The 15,804-nt window shown below is 55.2% G+C and carries 15 protein-coding genes; 3 read left to right on the top strand and 12 right to left on the bottom strand.

Annotation, left to right across the window (positions count from 1 at the left end; all coding sequences use genetic code 11):
- The 7 genes from CLH61_RS18070 to CLH61_RS18040 form a co-directional block, all read right to left on the bottom strand.
- Nucleotides 1–848, bottom strand: an 848-nt coding sequence (locus CLH61_RS18070) for an ABC transporter permease (protein ID WP_143752186.1), incomplete at its 3' end; no start/stop codon positions are given.
- Nucleotides 845–1,531, bottom strand: coding sequence for an ABC transporter ATP-binding protein (locus tag CLH61_RS18065; RefSeq protein WP_092033491.1), 687 nt, complete (start codon nucleotides 1,529–1,531; stop codon nucleotides 845–847). The genes CLH61_RS18070 and CLH61_RS18065, both read right to left, overlap by 4 nt.
- Nucleotides 1,532–1,540: 9 nt before the next feature.
- Nucleotides 1,541–2,287: an outer membrane lipoprotein-sorting protein gene (locus CLH61_RS18060; protein WP_099616097.1), complete on the bottom strand. Its 747-nt coding sequence runs from the start codon at nucleotides 2,285–2,287 to the stop codon at nucleotides 1,541–1,543.
- An 18-nt stretch (nucleotides 2,288–2,305) separates the two neighbouring features.
- A complete protein-coding gene (locus CLH61_RS18055; RefSeq protein WP_099616096.1) occupies nucleotides 2,306–3,238 on the bottom strand; it encodes a DMT family transporter in 933 nt (310 codons plus the stop codon).
- Nucleotides 3,239–3,281: 43 nt separating this feature from the next.
- Entirely contained in the window at nucleotides 3,282–3,932 is a 651-nt protein-coding gene (locus tag CLH61_RS18050) for a methyltransferase family protein (protein WP_099616095.1), read from the bottom strand.
- Complete coding sequence (locus CLH61_RS18045) at nucleotides 3,925–4,146, bottom strand: DUF2933 domain-containing protein (RefSeq protein WP_099616094.1); 222 nt, start codon at nucleotides 4,144–4,146, stop codon at nucleotides 3,925–3,927. Before CLH61_RS18045 ends, CLH61_RS18050 begins: the two co-directional genes overlap by 8 nt.
- A 42-nt stretch (nucleotides 4,147–4,188) precedes the next feature.
- The gene (locus tag CLH61_RS18040) at nucleotides 4,189–5,154 is read right to left on the bottom strand and encodes a YncE family protein (RefSeq protein WP_228152699.1); all 966 of its coding nucleotides are present in this window, start codon (nucleotides 5,152–5,154) and stop codon (nucleotides 4,189–4,191) included.
- Nucleotides 5,155–5,493: 339 nt separating this feature from the next.
- Between CLH61_RS18040 and CLH61_RS18035 the strand changes: the two genes are divergently transcribed.
- Entirely contained in the window at nucleotides 5,494–6,786 is a 1,293-nt protein-coding gene (locus tag CLH61_RS18035; protein ID WP_099616092.1) for an ATP-grasp domain-containing protein, read from the top strand.
- 36 nt (nucleotides 6,787–6,822) lie between these two features.
- Here the strand turns inward: CLH61_RS18035 and CLH61_RS18030 are convergent, their stop codons facing one another.
- The 4 genes from CLH61_RS18030 to CLH61_RS18015 form a co-directional block, all read right to left on the bottom strand.
- Nucleotides 6,823–8,406 (bottom strand): BCCT family transporter, encoded by a 1,584-nt coding sequence (locus CLH61_RS18030; RefSeq protein WP_099616091.1) that lies wholly within the window; start codon nucleotides 8,404–8,406, stop codon nucleotides 6,823–6,825.
- Between the two features lie 16 nt (nucleotides 8,407–8,422).
- Nucleotides 8,423–9,112, bottom strand: coding sequence for a lycopene cyclase domain-containing protein (locus CLH61_RS18025; RefSeq protein WP_211289147.1), 690 nt, complete (start codon nucleotides 9,110–9,112; stop codon nucleotides 8,423–8,425).
- A gap of 16 nt (nucleotides 9,113–9,128) precedes the next feature.
- Nucleotides 9,129–10,136, bottom strand: coding sequence for a hydroxyacid dehydrogenase (locus tag CLH61_RS18020; protein ID WP_099616090.1), 1,008 nt, complete (start codon nucleotides 10,134–10,136; stop codon nucleotides 9,129–9,131).
- Nucleotides 10,137–10,236: 100 nt separating this feature from the next.
- A complete protein-coding gene (locus CLH61_RS18015) occupies nucleotides 10,237–12,612 on the bottom strand; it encodes a copper-transporting P-type ATPase (protein ID WP_228152698.1) in 2,376 nt (791 codons plus the stop codon).
- Nucleotides 12,613–12,913: 301 nt separating this feature from the next.
- Here CLH61_RS18015 and CLH61_RS18010 point away from each other — a divergent pair, with 301 nt between their 5' ends.
- Together CLH61_RS18010 and CLH61_RS18005 are read left to right on the top strand one after the other, a co-directional pair.
- On the top strand, nucleotides 12,914–13,954 hold the full coding sequence (locus tag CLH61_RS18010) for a type II glyceraldehyde-3-phosphate dehydrogenase (protein ID WP_099616088.1): 1,041 nt from the start codon (nucleotides 12,914–12,916) through the stop codon (nucleotides 13,952–13,954).
- A 2-nt stretch (nucleotides 13,955–13,956) separates the two neighbouring features.
- Nucleotides 13,957–15,072 (top strand): phospholipase D-like domain-containing protein, encoded by a 1,116-nt coding sequence (locus CLH61_RS18005; RefSeq protein WP_099616087.1) that lies wholly within the window; start codon nucleotides 13,957–13,959, stop codon nucleotides 15,070–15,072.
- A gap of 109 nt (nucleotides 15,073–15,181) precedes the next feature.
- On the opposite strand, the gene CLH61_RS18000 is transcribed toward CLH61_RS18005, so the two are convergent.
- Complete coding sequence (locus tag CLH61_RS18000; RefSeq protein WP_099616086.1) at nucleotides 15,182–15,568, bottom strand: DUF302 domain-containing protein; 387 nt, start codon at nucleotides 15,566–15,568, stop codon at nucleotides 15,182–15,184.
- Between the last annotated feature and the right edge of the window lie 236 nt (nucleotides 15,569–15,804).

The raw sequence follows: 15,804 nt of genomic DNA, 5'->3' as shown, positions 1-15,804 counted from the left end.
ACGATACCGGCCGCCACCACCACAAACACCACGAAGATCACGATGTAGGCGACGGCGTCGTGAAAGGCAACCATCTGCACCAGCGATGGCATCAGCGCCGGCCAGCCCAGCACTTCCACGTTTCGATCGCGCAGCTGATTCCCGACAGTGCCGACCACCTCGTCGAGCCGGTCAGCATCCTGCACGCGGGCCGCGATCTCGGTAAACCGCCCCTGAAAGGCATACAGCGACTGAGCGGCCGCCAGGGGCATCTGGGCCACGAAGCCATCAATACGCTTGATACCGGTCTCGAATACGCCCACCACTTCGAACCGGTCGGCGCCAATAGAGCCGTCCGACGCCTGCACCACCAGTACCAGCTCGTCGCCCGGGGAGACATCCAGGGCACCGGCGGCATCGACGCCAACAAGAATTTCATTGCCGCGTTCCAGGTAGCGACCACGGACAATCGACCGGTCAAGCCGGGTGACCCGTGACTCCGTCGCGCTGTCGACGCCAATCACCTGTAATGCCCGTGACTGGTCTTCACGGCTGGCCAGGGCATGGCCCGTCACCCGGGGGGTGGTTGCCGCCACACCGGCTACGGCCGATACCTCCTCTGTGAGATTCCAGCGCTCGGCCAGGGCAATGTTCATCTCCCTGTCATCGTGAAAGCCCCGCTGATGTACCTTCAGGTCGCCGGTCACATAGCCCGTCATGTTGTTGATCATCTGGGCGTTGATGCCATCAATGAATGCCCAGAGAAACACTAGCCCACCGACACCGACGGCCACCGACAACAGTGTGATGGCCGTACGCCGACGATTGACCCGAAGGTTGCCAAAAGCCAGACGTAGCCACGCAATCACGACCGTATTTCCTCACGCTCGACGCGGCCATCGCGGAGATGGATTACCCGCCGCGCGCGTTCCATCACCATCGGGTCATGGGTGGAGAAGACAAAGGTAATGCCATGCTCGGCATTGAGCTTACGCATCAAGTCCAGTAGCGCCGCGCCGGTCGTGGAATCGAGATTGGCCGTGGGCTCGTCGGCCAGGACAATCGCGGGCTTGCTGACAATCGCCCGGGCCACCGCAACACGCTGTTGCTGGCCGCCAGACAGTTCATGGGGCAGGCGCCGCTCCAGCCCTTGCAGGCCGACCTCCACCAGAATACGCCGGGCCTCGGCACGGCGCTCCCGAAACGGCACTCCGCGCAGCATCAGCACATACTCGACGTTCTCCTGAGCCGACAGCACGCCAATCAGGTTGTATTCCTGAAATACAAAGCCAACCTTCCACAGCCGCAGAAGGGTCCGCTTCTTTCGGCTAAGCCCGGTGATTTCCTCACCCGCCACCTGAATGCGCCCGCTATCCGGCTCGTCCAGGGCTCCAATCTGATTCAATAGCGTGGTTTTACCCGATCCAGACGGGCCCACCAAGGTTGTGAACTCCCCGGCCTCGATCGCGACCGACACCTCATCCAGGGCCTTGACGGCGATGGAATCCTGACGGTAAATTCGCGAGACTTTCTCCACATTGACGATGCTCATGCCGGGCCCTCACTGTGGGTTGCGCAGCCGGCGCAATGAAAACACCTCTTCATCGATCGGCAGGTCGAATTCAATAGAGTCAATCGTGATCACCGTGCGGGACTCGGGGTTATCGGCGTCCACCATCGTCCAGCGGGTGGGTATCCGCCGCCCATCCATGGTTTCGATCTGCTCATAGGTCATGCGTTTGACGATCTGATCGCGCTCGTCGTAGTAGGCAAGCGAAACCGGGATCGAGTCCTCCCGAACATTGAATTCAAGACGGCTCCACACTACCGGGGCATCAGGTCGGGGCGTCGAGACAACCCGATACACAGGCACCTCACCGGAATCGTCGGTTTCGACCAATTCGTGGGTGTAGTCCTCGACGAACGAGCTTTCCTTGACCAGGTCGTCGTTGCTGAAGTTGGAGCCCATCCATGGCTGGAGCATCATCGACGGTGGGATCTTGATGGTGCGATCAACTTTGGGCAAGTAATTCCACATGGCATCGCCGATGCGCAGCGAGCCGATGCCGGCCTCTTTTTTGGGCGCGTGAATGCGAATCAACGTATGCTCCGGACGATTCATCCAGGCTTCCAGTTCCAGTGTGCGAGTCCAATACTCAGACTCGATCCGCATAGTGAAACGCCCGTGATTGCTGTCGGACCACAGAGTCTGTTCCATGCCTTCAATCAAGGAAACTGCCGAGGGAGGGCCCGCGATAAGCCGACCTGATGCGGCAAACAAAAGGAGAACGCTAATCCAGACTCTCATTGACTACTCCCTTTTCTACTATGAGCTACGGATCACCTTTGCCTGTTCCCCGACAGCGGAACCGCTTGTTGTTTTCCGAGGCGCTTTGACAACGATCACCAAGCCGACAATTGTGATTCCTATCCCGATCATCTCCAGTGATGTGAAAGTTTCGCCGAACAAAAGCATTCCGATAGCGAGACCGAAAACAGGCGTTAAAAAGGTAAACGAATTGAGGCTGTTCAAGGGCGCGCTGGCGAGCAAGGCATACCAGAGCACAACCATCATTGCCGTTGCCGGAATGGCCAGAACGAACATGGCCGTCGTAAATGACCAAGTCCAATCAATCTCGAAGCCCTCGCCCAAGCTCACGGATGCTATTCCCAGAAACACTGAACCTATGACAAGCTGGATGCCCATTGACCAATAGATATCATCGCTGCCGGCCTGGTATTTAAGCAGCACATTTCCAATGGCGGTTCCGATGGCTCCACCAAGAACATAGACGGCCCCTGAAAATCTGGCGTTACCAAACTCCATCTCTGGCATCGCTAGCACCACAACACCAATAAAACCAATCAAAAGGCCCACAAACACACGCCCGGTCACCACCTCTCGAACGATAAAAAACGAAAGAACCGCCGCAAACAGTGGTTGCGCATTGGCCAGAACCGTTGCAAGCCCCGGTCCCAGCTTGCCAGCACCGAGAAACATCCCTCCAAGCCCCATACCCGTGTAACTGAGGCCAATTACGGCCAGCATTAGAAGCTGGCGAAGCGAATAGCTGGGCCGACCATCTTTTGTAAAAGCGATCAGAATCAGACACAGCCCTGCCAAAAATGCGCGTAAAGCGGCAAAAAGCAAAGGTGGCGCATCCGGCAACCCCACCACAATAAATGGAAAGCAGACCGCCCAAAGAAAGGCGACAAGAACCATTCCAGCGACTGCTCGTATCGAAAGTGACTGGTTCACCAACGGCCCCTTTATCTACCCGGCAGATGAGTAGAGCTTTTGTTCAAGCTTGCCGCCCCAATACGCTCAACCGCGGCAAAAACCTGGGAGTCTTGTCGGCATAGTGCCTCCAAGCTTCCCCGAACGTTTTCTCTGCCTCTCGTTCCTCACTGATCGATAACCGGGCATACATCCAGAGCAAAACCGGAAACATCGCCAGAGTTATAAGTGTTGGCCACTGCATAAGGAAGCCAAACATAATCAAGACAAAGCCGACATACTGAGGATGCCGAACATACGAATAGAGCCCCGTCGTAGCCAGCTTTCGCTCTTTTTGCGCCGCGTACAGGGTTCGCCATCCGGCGGCAATCAAGTAAAAACCTCCACCAATAAACACCGTACTCAACAAGTGGAAGGGGCCGAAATGGGGAGAGCCCTGCCAACCAAAGAGCATTTCAAGCAAGTGCCCGCTATCGTGGGCAAGCCAATTCACATCGGGGTATTGGGTCTGAAGCCAACCGGATAAGAAATAGAGTGTCAGCGGGAACCCATACATCTCAGTGAATAATGCTACGAGAAACGCGCTGAACGCGCCGAAGGATCGCCAGTCTCGCTGGGTCTGTGGCTTAAAAAAACTGAAAGCGAAGAAAATAAAGATCACCGAATTTAGAACCACCAGTCCCCAAAGACCGTAATCGGACGAAGCATCAGTCATCGCGTTGGCCTCCACTTTTGCCTTCTGATTGATCGTGGTGATTATGGCCACCGTGATTCCCGTGCCCTCCATGCATAAACATATGAATAAGCGGGCATGCCAGAAGGATTAACCACGGCAAAGCACCCAGAAGGTGAACCTTATGTTCGCCCCAGAGTAAAACCAAAGCGATGACCGCAAAAATTGCCAACGTAATCTTGAAACGCTTATCCATATGGATTCCCTTTGGGAAAAGCTTGTTAGTGGGGCTTACTGGCTAGTATGCCTCTAGCGATATTTGGTGACCTATCCCGTCCAAAGAAACGTCATCGATAATTTCCAGAGAGCCCGGATCAAGCACCCAGAGCTTGGCTTCGGCCCGACTGGTGATCAAAAGGCTGCCATCGACGGGAGAGACCGCCAGATGGTAAGGGGCCGGCGCCAGAGGCATGCTGTCGCGGGTTCCGCTGGCCAGCTCGATACGGACAACTTGGTTGCCGCCCTTACTGGTGGCGTAAAGTATCTGGCCATCGGCACTCAGACCCACGCCATGGGGTTGCGGTCCAACTTCGTATCTTTCCAGCACCTCACCTCTGGAAAGCCCCAGGACAACAACGTCCCCCGACTTCCCATCATTCACATACAAGGTTTCGTTGTCAGGAGAAAGCACCATATGCTCCGGACCACCGCCAACCCGATGATTACGCTTGACGAACCAATGGCGGGTATCCACCTCGCTGACGGTACCGTTGTCAGTGTTGCTGACTAGAATGGACTGTCCGTTGTCAGTCGCCACCACATAGTTCGGCGCCGGGCCAGTGGCCACAGTCTTTACAAGCTCCCCCGATTCCAGATCAACCACGCTGATACCACCACCCATGGGATGGGTGGAGACAGCGAATCGGCCATCCGGTGTCACCACTACGTGGTGCACCGGCCCTGGCACCTTCACAGTGCGGGCAATCTCGCCCTTGGCGGTATCCACAACGTAAATCCTACCGGTAGTGGCGCCTTCCGACGCCGCAGCAGCGCCCCCCCCATGGTGGGCTGCGTGGTCCTCTTCAGTGACGCCCTCCGGGCGACTGACTGGATCCTCGCTGTCGTGATCGGTCAGACTACCGGCAACCAGATAGTGACCATCCGGAGTCAGGGCCGAGCCATGGGTGTTGACTGTCCCGGTAATCGGTGGCAAAGCCTGGTGGCTGTTCAGATCAATAATGCCCACCGAATCGGTAGCTCCCATCGGGACAAACGCTCGACGGCTATCTGCAGTTGCAATCGTCGATAAACCTATCAAAGCGATGATCGCGAATCCGGTAAACCACCCTTTTTTTGATCTATATTTCATAGTTCTGCCGCCTGAATCATCGTGTAGTACCAGTCTGCTACCTATCGGGAGAGTCTAAGATGGGTAGAGAGAGCCAACTTACCTAGCGATAGTTCAACACGCGGAACTGAAACAGACCTGAAAACAGATCTGAAGTATGAATCTATTTGACGTAGATCACACATGGGAGATAGGTTTTTTTGAATTTCAAGTATGCGATTACAATCAGTGAAACTCTCGACCAACGGACTCCTGATGCCCGAACCTATCCACAAAAACCAACGATTAGCCGACAGTCGAGCCTACAAGCTCAATCGCCATTGCTACTGCATCACTCTCGACCGTAAAGCGCTCAACAAGAGCCTCAGAAGCATTCTTATCGATGCTGGAAGTGGACCGTCAGAGTTCGCCGAGTTCGACCAGCTTTTTTCAAACACACCGATTTTTGTTCCCAGATCCGACATAGCTGCGATGGAAAGGATCGTCCAAGCGATCGAATCGGCCACCGAACTTCCGTCGTTTCGTGAACGAGTTCTGTCCTGGGCACCAAAAATCGCACAGTTCAATCCGGGCCCCATTGGGGCATTCATGGGTTACGACTTTCACCTGGGTCCCGACGGCCCCCGGCTGATAGAGATCAACACCAATGCCGGAGGTGCCTTCCTGAACGTTGTGCTGGCGAGAGCCCAGCATCGCTGCTGTAACCCATCTCAACAGACCGCAGTAACCCGTAGCGAGCTCGACGGATTCGAGGATGCAGTGTTGACGATGTTCAAACAGGAGTGGCAAAGACAGCATGCCACTTCGGTACCCAACTGCCTGGCGATAGTTGATGATGCCCCGAAGACCCAGTTTATGTTTCCCGAATTCCAGTTGGCCCAACAACTTTTCCAGACCAAAGGAATTGAGGCGTTGATACTCGATCCCTCAGAGCTTGTGTATGCCGATGGGCGACTGACAGCCCGTGGTAAGCCCATTTGTATGGTTTACAACAGGCTGGTGGACTTTTCACTGGACGCCACGGCTCATGCGGCATTAAGACGTGCGTATCTGGACGGCGCCGTGGTTGTAACTCCCAACCCCCGAGCTCATGCCATTCTGGCCGATAAGCGAAACCTGACCTTGTTGTCAGCCCCGCAGACTCTACTCGACTGGGGACTGAGCTTAGCGGATGCGGGCTGCCTGGAAGACGCCGTGCCGAAGACCCGGCTGGTTTCGAGTGAAGATGCTGCGGCGTTGTGGAGCGCTCGGCGCCAATTGTTTTTTAAGCCGGTTGCAGGTCACGGCAGCAAGGGTGTCTACCGGGGCGACAAGATGACCCGGCGTGTTTTCGAAAACATTCTGGATGGCGGCTATATCGCACAAGATCTCGTCCCCGCTGGAGAACGAACTCTACGAATTGACGATGCGGTGACCACCAGAAAGGTCGACATTCGCCTGTATACCTACGCCGGCAAAAGTCTGCTGGTTGCCGCGAGGATATATCAGGGCCAGACAACCAACTTTCGCACGCCAGGAGGCGGGTTTGCACCGGTCTTCCAAGTGTGACTATTCACACTACGGGCAGATACTGCCAGGTGATGTTCATGCTTGATCTGCTCCTGTCCATGGCTCAGCAGCCCGATGTTGCTTACAACCTTCTCTGGGTGCTACCAGGGGCTCATGATGCAGCGCCTTCAACAGGCCGGCAGTCATAGCAACAATAACCAGTGAGAACGGCAAAGCCGCAAGTATGACCGCATCCTGAAGGACGGCAATCCCTCCAGCCACCAGCAGCACAGCTGTCAGCACCCCATTGGCAATGGCCCAACCGGCTCTTGACGCTTTCGGAGGCTCAAGTTTTCCTCCCGACAAAATGATATTGACGACCAATGCGCCCGAGTCCGCAGACGTTATAAAGTAGATGCCGATGAGGAGGGTTGCGACCAGACCCATGACAAATTTAAGTGACTCAGGAGCTCCCAGATGCTCGATGGTGGCAAAGAGTGCATAGGCGATGTCTTTGTTGACCGCGTCAACGATCCCGCCGCCACTAAAGAGTTCGCTGTGGAGCGCAGCCCCCCCCATCACCGCGATCCAAACGAAGGTCACCAGCGTTGGTAAAAGAAGAACTCCGAAAACAAACTCTCTCAAGGTGCGCCCGCGGGATATCCGGGCGATAAACAGCCCGACAAAAGGTGACCACGCTAACCACCAGCCCCAGAAAAACACCGTCCAGGTCGATTGCCAGTTCCCCGGTTCATTGGCGCCAACATAGAATGTCATAACTAACAGGTTATCGAGGTATCCGCCGATTTCCTGAACCAACAACCCAGCCATGTAATCAAATGGGCCAATCACCATAAAAGCTGCCAGCAAAACCAGCGTTAGCCAAAGATTCATCTCACTCAATATCTTGACGCCTCGCCTTACCCCGGACACCACCGAAATCGTCGCGATCATGGTAACCACTGTCACCACTGACAACTCTACCCAAAGGGAGGCCTCCACAGAAAAAAGCCACTTAAGGCCAGTGCCAGTCTGACGGGCCCCCAGCCCCAGCGTGGTCGCCAGACCAAAAACGGTAGCAAAAACAGCGAGGGCGTCCACCAAATGCCCCCAGAACCCAAAGATTTTCTCGCCAATAAACGGAAACAACGCAGAACGAGGGGCGAGCGGGAGGTCTTGCCGATAACTGAAGTATCCGAACGCAATAGCGACCATTGCAAAAATAGCCCACCCGTTAAGCCCCCAGTGGAAAAACGACAATTGAATTGCGGTGGACGCTGCGGAGGGGGTAAAGCCCTCTGGAGCAAAAGGGTTACCCTGGAAGTGCATGATCGGCTCGGCAATGCTCCAGAACAGGAGTCCTACCCCGGTTCCAGCCGCAAACAGCATCGCCAACCAGGGAAAAAGCCGATATTCGGGTTGCTCATAATCTTTACCAAGACGGACGTTCTTATAGCGGCCCAGTCCCAACCACAATACAAATGCCGTCAGAAACGCAACCAGTGCCACATACCACCAGCGCAGCAGACCATCGACGGACGAAGAAACGTAAGCGAGCGCATACGCAAACTCAGACTGCCAGATCAGCGCGCCAGCGAGGGTCAAACCAATGGCCCCAATGCTAAATAGTGACGGCAAAATGGGTTGTTGGAGATGGCTATTGCCTATAACGTTCCGCATGATGATTAGCCTTTTGTTATACCCTACTCTGCCAATAGCGATGCTCGTAGAAATTACTCCAAAGTGCGCCTAACGTGGCGGCAAAGAGCAGCTCCTCGACCGGGACCCCAAAAACCCTGAACCCGCTGATCGCTTCGTTGTTCCAGTAAAGATCAACAAAGTTTGGGTGTGACCAGTTCATCGCACTGAAAAAAACGAAATAAAACAGCGAAAATATTGCGGCACCTTTTATCGCACCATCGAGAAGATCGACTCGACAAATAACAGTGCTGATGGCCCCAGCCAAGAGCCCCATAGAGGCGGTATATATTGAGTTGAGACTGGTGGTCAGTTCCAGGAAGGCAAACACTAAAACCGGGGAGCTCAGAGCCAACGCATGAAACCGATGCATCCTCCCCAGTTTATAGTCACTCGGTATTGACTTTGCTTTCGTGGTCGATCCGAGCTCATAAAGCGTACTGGCCAAGCCACCCACGGCGAAAGAGAACAGAATACTCTCGACATCAAAGCCGTAGTTTTCCCCCAATCCGAACAACGTTGGAGGGCTCCAGTATTCCGGGTAAAAAAGCGGCTCCGTTAACCCCAGGGGAGCGGTACCAAGACTCATTGTCAGCATTTTCTTCTTGTTGCGGGTAAAGACGAAAACCACACTCCACAGAAGCACCAACAACACGCTCCAGATCAAATAGGTATAGAGCATCGGCATAAAAAACCATCCTGGCTCAGTGTTTATTCACAAGATTGCGGGGGGCACCCTCGATGAAGCCAACAATGTTTTCGCCAGTGGTCTTGAGGATTCTTTCGACAGCCTCTTTCGTATTGAACGCACTGTGGGGGGTGACGATGACGTTTCTCATGTGCTGAAGAACATGGTTGGCAAACAGCGTTTCCAGATCATGTTCCTTGTCAAAAAAAGAGCGGATCAATTCCACCTCTTCCCTGATGGAGGGCTCGTCCGGCAACACGTCAAGGCCGGCAGCCACCACTTTCCCATCCGCCAGTGCGTGCAGCAAAGCCTGGGTATCAACAATGGAGCCGCGAGCGGTATTAATCAGGACAACCCCGCGCTTCATCCGGGCGAACTCCCTGTCCGACAGAAGATGCTTGGCCGATTTGCTGCCAGGTACGTGCAGCGTCACCACATCGGACTGCTCAAGAAGACGATCCAAATCGACGTAAGACACGCTATATTGGTCCGCGAATACGTCATCCGGCTTGGGATCGCAGGCAAGAACGTTCAGACGAAACCCTTGCGCTATTTCCACAACACGCTTTCCGATAGCACCGGTACCGATCACGCCCAGGGTTTTGCCTTGAAGGTCGAATCCCTGCAGGCCTTTCTGCGAAAAATCCCCCTTGCGAGTGCGATTGATCGCCTCTGGAATCTTGTGGCTAATGGCAAGGAGTAGCGCAAAAACATGCTCCGCTACAGTCTGGTCACCGTAGACGGGCACATTGCTGACTGGAATCGCATTTCTGGCGCAATAATCCAGATCGATATGGTCGTATCCCGTCGACCGGGTAGCGACAAATTTCAGATGCTCAAAGCACTCAAGTACCGAACGATCCAGGGCTGAATGAACGAAGGGTGAGATGATATCGGCGTCCCTGTATAACCCAACGTTGTCTATTCCGAGTTCCTCGTCCGTGAAGACAACCTCATGATTGCAGCAGGCATGCTGCAAAATATCGCACTCCCACTTCTCTGCCTCAAAGAACACAATTTTCATTAGCTTTCCCTGACCACGCTCATTTTTGCTCCGGCCTCGCCACTGAGAGCCACAAAACACGGCTAGCAGTGGGAGACCCATCGATCTCGTCGTTTCTCGGCTAGACTTTCTCTCGACGCAAACGCAGGGAGTTCATGACCACCGACAATGAAGACGCACTCATTGCAAAAGCGGCAAAGATAGGTCCTATCAGGATGCCAAAGAATGGGTAGAGCACACCAGCAGCCACCGGCACACCCGCACCGTTGTAGACCAAGGCAAAAAACAGGTTCTGCTTGATATTTCGCATCGTCGCCTGGGACAACCGTCTGGCGCGGACAATGCCATCGAGGTTACCCTTAACCAAGGTAAAGCCCGCGCTCTCAATGGCGACATCCGCGCCGGTTCCCATTGCAATACCAACATCGGCCTGGGCCAGGGCGGGTGCGTCATTCACGCCGTCCCCCGCCATCGCTACCTTGCGCCCCTGGCTCTGAAGTTCGCGAATGATGCTGGCCTTGTCCTCTGGCAGCACATCGGCACGAATCTCATCGATACCGAGTTTACCCGCCACCGCCTTTGCCGTGCGCTCATTGTCGCCAGTTGCCATAATTATGCGGAAGCCAGCGGCGTGGAGGGCCTTGAGCGCAGCGGGTGTCGTTTCCTTGACCGGGTCGGCTACGCTGACAAGGCCTGCAACGGCGCCGTTAAGCACCACAAACATGACCGTTTCGCCTTCATCGCGTCTGCTATTGGCAACCTCCATCAGATGGCCACCGTCCAAGCCCAGCTCTTCCAGTAGTTTGGCATTGCCCAAAGCCACTGGCTTGCCATCCACAACACCCTTGACCCCCTTGCCTGTAACGGCTTCAAAGTCATCGGCCTTTCCAAGCATCACGTTACGTGCCTCGGCGCCTGAAACGATGGCTTCAGCGAGCGGATGCTCTGACCCTTTCTCCAGTGTGGCCGCAAGCCTGAGGACCTCGGTCTCGTCATGACCCGATTCCGGTAGCACCGCCACTAGTCTGGGCTTGCCTTCCGTCAAGGTACCGGTTTTATCCACAATCAAGGTATCCACCTTGGCAAAACGCTCCAGCGCTTCGGCGTTCTTAATCAGCACACCTAACTGGGCACCGCGCCCCGTAGCCGTCATGATCGACATAGGCGTAGCCAACCCCAATGCGCAAGGGCAAGCGATGATAAGCACCGCAACCGCAGACACGAGCGCATACGACAAAGCTGGTACCGGCCCCCAGATGGCCCACGCCACAAAGGACAGGGCCGCCACGACAATAACCGCTGGTACGAACTTGCCGGCCACCATATCGGCAAACTTCTGGATAGGCGCGCGGCTGCGCTGGGCATTGGCAACCATCTCGACGATTTGACTGAGCGTAGTATCCGCGCCAACCCGGGTCGCCTCCATAACAAGGCTTCCGGTACCGTTGATGGTGGCCCCGGTTACTTTGTCTCCCTCCACTTTCTCTACCGGAACCGGCTCCCCCGAAATCATAGATTCATCAACGGAAGACCGGCCTTCAACAACCACACCATCCACCGGCACCTTGTCACCAGGCCGCACCCGCAGGTGATCACCGACCTTCACATCCTCCAGAGCAACCTCTGTTTCGGTTCCATCGGGCCGGATCAGGCGCGCGGTTTTTGCCGCCATGTCCAGCAACGCGCGTATGGCCTTGCCCGTGCCTTCGCGGGCCCTCAACTCCATCACCTGGCCCAGCAGGACCAGCGTGACGATAACGGCTGCCGCTTCAAAATAGACGCCAACATTGCCTTCGGAATCCCTAAACCCCTCCGGAAAGATTCCCGGCAGGAGCACCGCGACAATGCTGAAAATATAGGCCGCCCCGACTCCCATACCGATCAGGCTGAACATGTTCAGGTTCATTGTCCGAAACGAGGTGTAACCACGAGCAAAGAACGGCCAGCCCGACCAAAGAATGACCGGGGTGGCAAGTACCAGCTCAATCCAGAGTGATAAACGCTCACCGAAGAAATCGCGAAGGGCCATAACACCGATATAAGGAGTCATGGTCAGGATCAGCAAGGGTATTGAAAACGCCAAGGCAATCCATAGGCGACGAGAAAAATCCACCAGTTCCGGATTGGGGCCCTCGTCTTCCCCCCTGGCCGATTCCTGTTCCAGCCCCATACCGCAGAGGGGACATGCCCCGGGCTTGGTTTGCCGGACTTGTGGGTGCATCGGACAGGTGTAAACCACCCCCGAATATCCGGGCGGCACACGGTCATACTTCCGGTCGTCGCCTGACGGATTTTCATGATCTCCGGAACAATGATAAGAATGACCCGAATGAGAGTTCACTCCATTCTGTTCCACAGGTACGAGATGCATGCCGCATTTTGGGCAATCCCCGGGCGCATCAGAGATGACCTCCGGGTGCATCGGGCAGGTATACTGCCGTTCCACCTCCGCCCCAACAGTATCCTTGATACCAGAACTATTTTGTTTCGCAGACATCTTCCGATCATCCTTTCGATGGTTTAATCCCACGCCAATCCCTAAAGGTTCGACCTGGCTTCGAGCAATGGAGTTGCCCTTGAGAGGTCTATCATTCCACTACACCCGGCTGAACTGAACCTGAAAAGCACTTTACCGCTTTTTATTTTTTTGATTGGCATCAACTCTTCAGTAATGCCATTGCACCACGGTAAAGCTTTAATCGGGCTTTCAGCTAAAATTCAGTCTTTGCCTATAATCTGGTCGCATAGGATATTTGTCAGTTCGTTCGCCCTTCTCCAACAATCGGGAGATACAAAAAATGGTCACTCAAAGAATTATTCGGGTCGCCGTCAATGGCTATGGTGTTATTGGCAAACGGGTAGCCGAAGCTGTTGCGGTGCAAAAAGACATGGCCCTGGCAGGCGTGGCTGACGTCGCGCACGACTGGCGAGTGAGAGCCGCGTTGAGTAAAGGGTATGCCCTGTTCGGCGCAACACAAGAGCACGCCGCCGCCATGGGCGCAGCCGGACTTGATGTTTCCGGTACGCTTGATGACTTACTTAAAGCTGTGGATGTCGTGGTGGACTGCACACCGAAGCACCTGGCAGGCAAGAATATCGAAACCTACCGGCGGCTCGGCATCAAGTACATTGTTCATGGCGGCGAGAAACATGAGAGCACGGGCCATTCATTCGTTGCCGAGGCCAACTACGCCAGCGCTGTTGGCCGTGACTGCACGCGGGTCGTATCGTGCAATACGACGTCGATCATTCGTACCCTGTCAGCGCTCAAACGCCACGGGTTGCTGGACCGGGCACGGGGCACCCTCCTGCGTCGTGCCACCGACCCCTGGGAGAGCCATCAGGGCGGAATCATGAATACAGTCGTGCCGGAGCCGGAGATTCCCAGTCACCAGGGTCCGGATGCGCAGAGCGTCGACCCGGACCTGAATGTGGTAACCATGGCGGTCAAAATCCCCGAAACCCTGGCCCATTTGCACTACTGGTCCGTTCAACTGACCCGTGAAGCGGCGAAAGAAGAGGTGCTGGAAGCCTTCCGCACATCTTCCCGCATTGCTCTTCTCCGGAACAGCGACGGGCTCGACGCAATCAACAGTGTTAAGGAGTTGATGGCTGACCTTGGCCGACCTCACGACAGCCTCTATGAAGTCGCGCTTTGGCAGGACATGCTGAAGGTTCAAGGAGATGAGCTGTTCTATGCCTATATGGTCGACAACCAGGCAATTGTTATTCCGGAAACCATCGATGCCATAAGAGCACTGACCGGGGCCGAACCCGATGCGGAAACGTCGATCAGAAACACCAACGACAGCCTGGGTATCGGCTCTTTGGGGTTATAGATATGGACGTCAACCCCGGCGACGCTGCCTTCAAGCCCGCGAGCGGGGCTGCGAAGGATGAGTTCAGGCTGTTCGGTGAGGGAGACGAGCTCTATGCGGAAATGAGCCGCTCAATCCGCACAGCCACCCAGCGTATCTTTCTTGCTTCGTATATCCTGGCCGCGGACGAGGTGGGGGCTGAGCTGCTCGATGAACTGATGAAGCAGTCCCGCCAGGGCCTCGATGTGCGCATTCACGTTGACGCGCTGGGCTCAAGCGGCGTCCTTACGCGGCAGCACCGGAGCCAGCTCAGGGCCGCCGGCGTCCGCCTGAAGCGCTTTCACCGCTGGAGCTGGCGGCGACCGATGCGCTATAACCGTCGCGATCATCGTAAACTGCTGGTCATTGATGGTGAAACAGCGTATGTCGGCGGGTTCAACATTCATCGCGAGGGCTCAAGGCGCTTTTATGGCCCCCAGCGGTGGCGCGACATGCATGCCTGCATCACCGGACCTCTGGCCACAGAGGCTGACGCCCTGTTCAACGCGTTCTGGTGCGGTGACACTCAATGGAACCCAGGCAGTCATACAGCCGGCAACAGCCGGATCATCCCCAATACTACACGCGCCTGTCGCGTCCGGTTGCGATGCACAATCAAAGACCAACTGGGCGGAGCGTCGGACAAAATCTGGCTGGCGACGCCATACTTCGTTCCGGATCGTGGATTACGCAAACAACTTGTTCTCGCGGCCCAACGGGGAGTCGATGTGCGGATCCTGACCACCGAAAAGACCGACTCGATCCCCGCACAATGGGCCGCCCGCGCCATTTACGGAGAACTACTGGAACACGGCGTTCGTATATTTGAGTACACGCCCCGGCTATTGCATTCCAAAGTGCTGCTCATTGACCATGCCTGGGGCAGCATAGGGACAGCAAACTTCGACTACAGAAGTTTGTTTATTAACTATGAACTGACGCTGATCTCCGGAAACGAAGCCCTGAATGACCAGTTAAGAAACGAGTTCATAACCGACTTGCGCGATGCCAGTGAAATCACTGGCATCGCCTGGAAACACCGCGGATTCATAAAAGGTGTGTATCACACGCTTGGCCTGTTGTTACGCAAGTGGCTTTGACGTGGGCCGACTTAGATCGGGGCTCAACTTGCCTGGCATGCCGAACCAAAGTTTTAGCCAACCGGCGCGTCAATGATTAAAGAGACAGCGAGTGGTTTGGCTGGTCAAATCAAACCGCCGTGATAACCGCCGACAGCTTATCTCTCACCTCACCCGCAATTTGCTTGAGTTGCTCATTATCGATCGCAGTCATGGATAACACTGGATCAACCGCACTGACTTCTATGCCCTCCAGGGTTTCGCGCAGGATAACATTGCACGGCAACATAGCGCCTACCCGAGGTTCCACGCCAATTGCTTCCCAAGCCAAGGCTGGATTGCAGGCACCGAGAATTCTGTAGGCGGGCATGTCCTTGTCCAGTTTCTTTTTCATGGTGGCCTTAACATCAATTTCTGTCAGAACCCCGAAACCCTGATCGGCCAGGGCCTTGCGGGTTCGCTCGTCCACGGTCTCGAACTCTGCATTGTGAATAACGCGATTCATTGTGTAAGACATATGCATCTCCTTTTCTTTGGGTAAACCGAGTAGGGCCGAGCATAGCCAGCCCTTCGATATCAACGCCTAATCTATTCAGAACCCATAGCGCACCCCCAGATACAGGTTATTGTTGTCCTGAAACTGACCAAAGAAGGTTTCTTCCTGGGCGCCGAAGAACAGGTTTCCGCCGGCTTCAACAGAGAGATGGTCATCAACCTGATAGCCCACCCGGGGGCGCAGGTACGCGTCCCGGT

Origin of the sequence: Marinobacter profundi (genome assembly GCF_002744715.1) — a bacterium.
In the GTDB taxonomy this organism is placed as follows: Bacteria; Pseudomonadota; Gammaproteobacteria; order Pseudomonadales; family Oleiphilaceae; genus Marinobacter; species Marinobacter profundi.
This window is presented reverse-complemented; position numbering and strand designations above follow the sequence as displayed.

What these genes read in the sequence shown, in the direction of transcription:
- CLH61_RS18065 (WP_092033491.1), bottom strand. Translation starts at nt 1,531, where the DNA reads ATGAGCATCGTCAATGTGGAGAAAGTCTCGCGAATTTACCGTCAGGAT.
- CLH61_RS18060 (WP_099616097.1), bottom strand. Translation starts at nt 2,287, where the DNA reads ATGAGAGTCTGGATTAGCGTTCTCCTTTTGTTTGCCGCATCAGGTCGG.
- CLH61_RS18050 (WP_099616095.1), bottom strand. Translation starts at nt 3,932, where the DNA reads ATGACTGATGCTTCGTCCGATTACGGTCTTTGGGGACTGGTGGTTCTA.
- CLH61_RS18045 (WP_099616094.1), bottom strand. Translation starts at nt 4,146, where the DNA reads ATGGATAAGCGTTTCAAGATTACGTTGGCAATTTTTGCGGTCATCGCT.
- CLH61_RS18040 (WP_228152699.1), bottom strand. Translation starts at nt 5,154, where the DNA reads ATGGGAGCTACCGATTCGGTGGGCATTATTGATCTGAACAGCCACCAG.
- CLH61_RS18035 (WP_099616092.1), top strand. Translation starts at nt 5,494, where the DNA reads ATGCCCGAACCTATCCACAAAAACCAACGATTAGCCGACAGTCGAGCC.
- CLH61_RS18030 (WP_099616091.1), bottom strand. Translation starts at nt 8,406, where the DNA reads ATGCGGAACGTTATAGGCAATAGCCATCTCCAACAACCCATTTTGCCG.
- CLH61_RS18025 (WP_211289147.1), bottom strand. Translation starts at nt 9,112, where the DNA reads ATGCCGATGCTCTATACCTATTTGATCTGGAGCGTGTTGTTGGTGCTT.
- CLH61_RS18020 (WP_099616090.1), bottom strand. Translation starts at nt 10,136, where the DNA reads ATGAAAATTGTGTTCTTTGAGGCAGAGAAGTGGGAGTGCGATATTTTG.
- CLH61_RS18015 (WP_228152698.1), bottom strand. Translation starts at nt 12,612, where the DNA reads ATGTCTGCGAAACAAAATAGTTCTGGTATCAAGGATACTGTTGGGGCG.
- CLH61_RS18010 (WP_099616088.1), top strand. Translation starts at nt 12,914, where the DNA reads ATGGTCACTCAAAGAATTATTCGGGTCGCCGTCAATGGCTATGGTGTT.
- CLH61_RS18005 (WP_099616087.1), top strand. Translation starts at nt 13,957, where the DNA reads ATGGACGTCAACCCCGGCGACGCTGCCTTCAAGCCCGCGAGCGGGGCT.
- CLH61_RS18000 (WP_099616086.1), bottom strand. Translation starts at nt 15,568, where the DNA reads ATGTCTTACACAATGAATCGCGTTATTCACAATGCAGAGTTCGAGACC.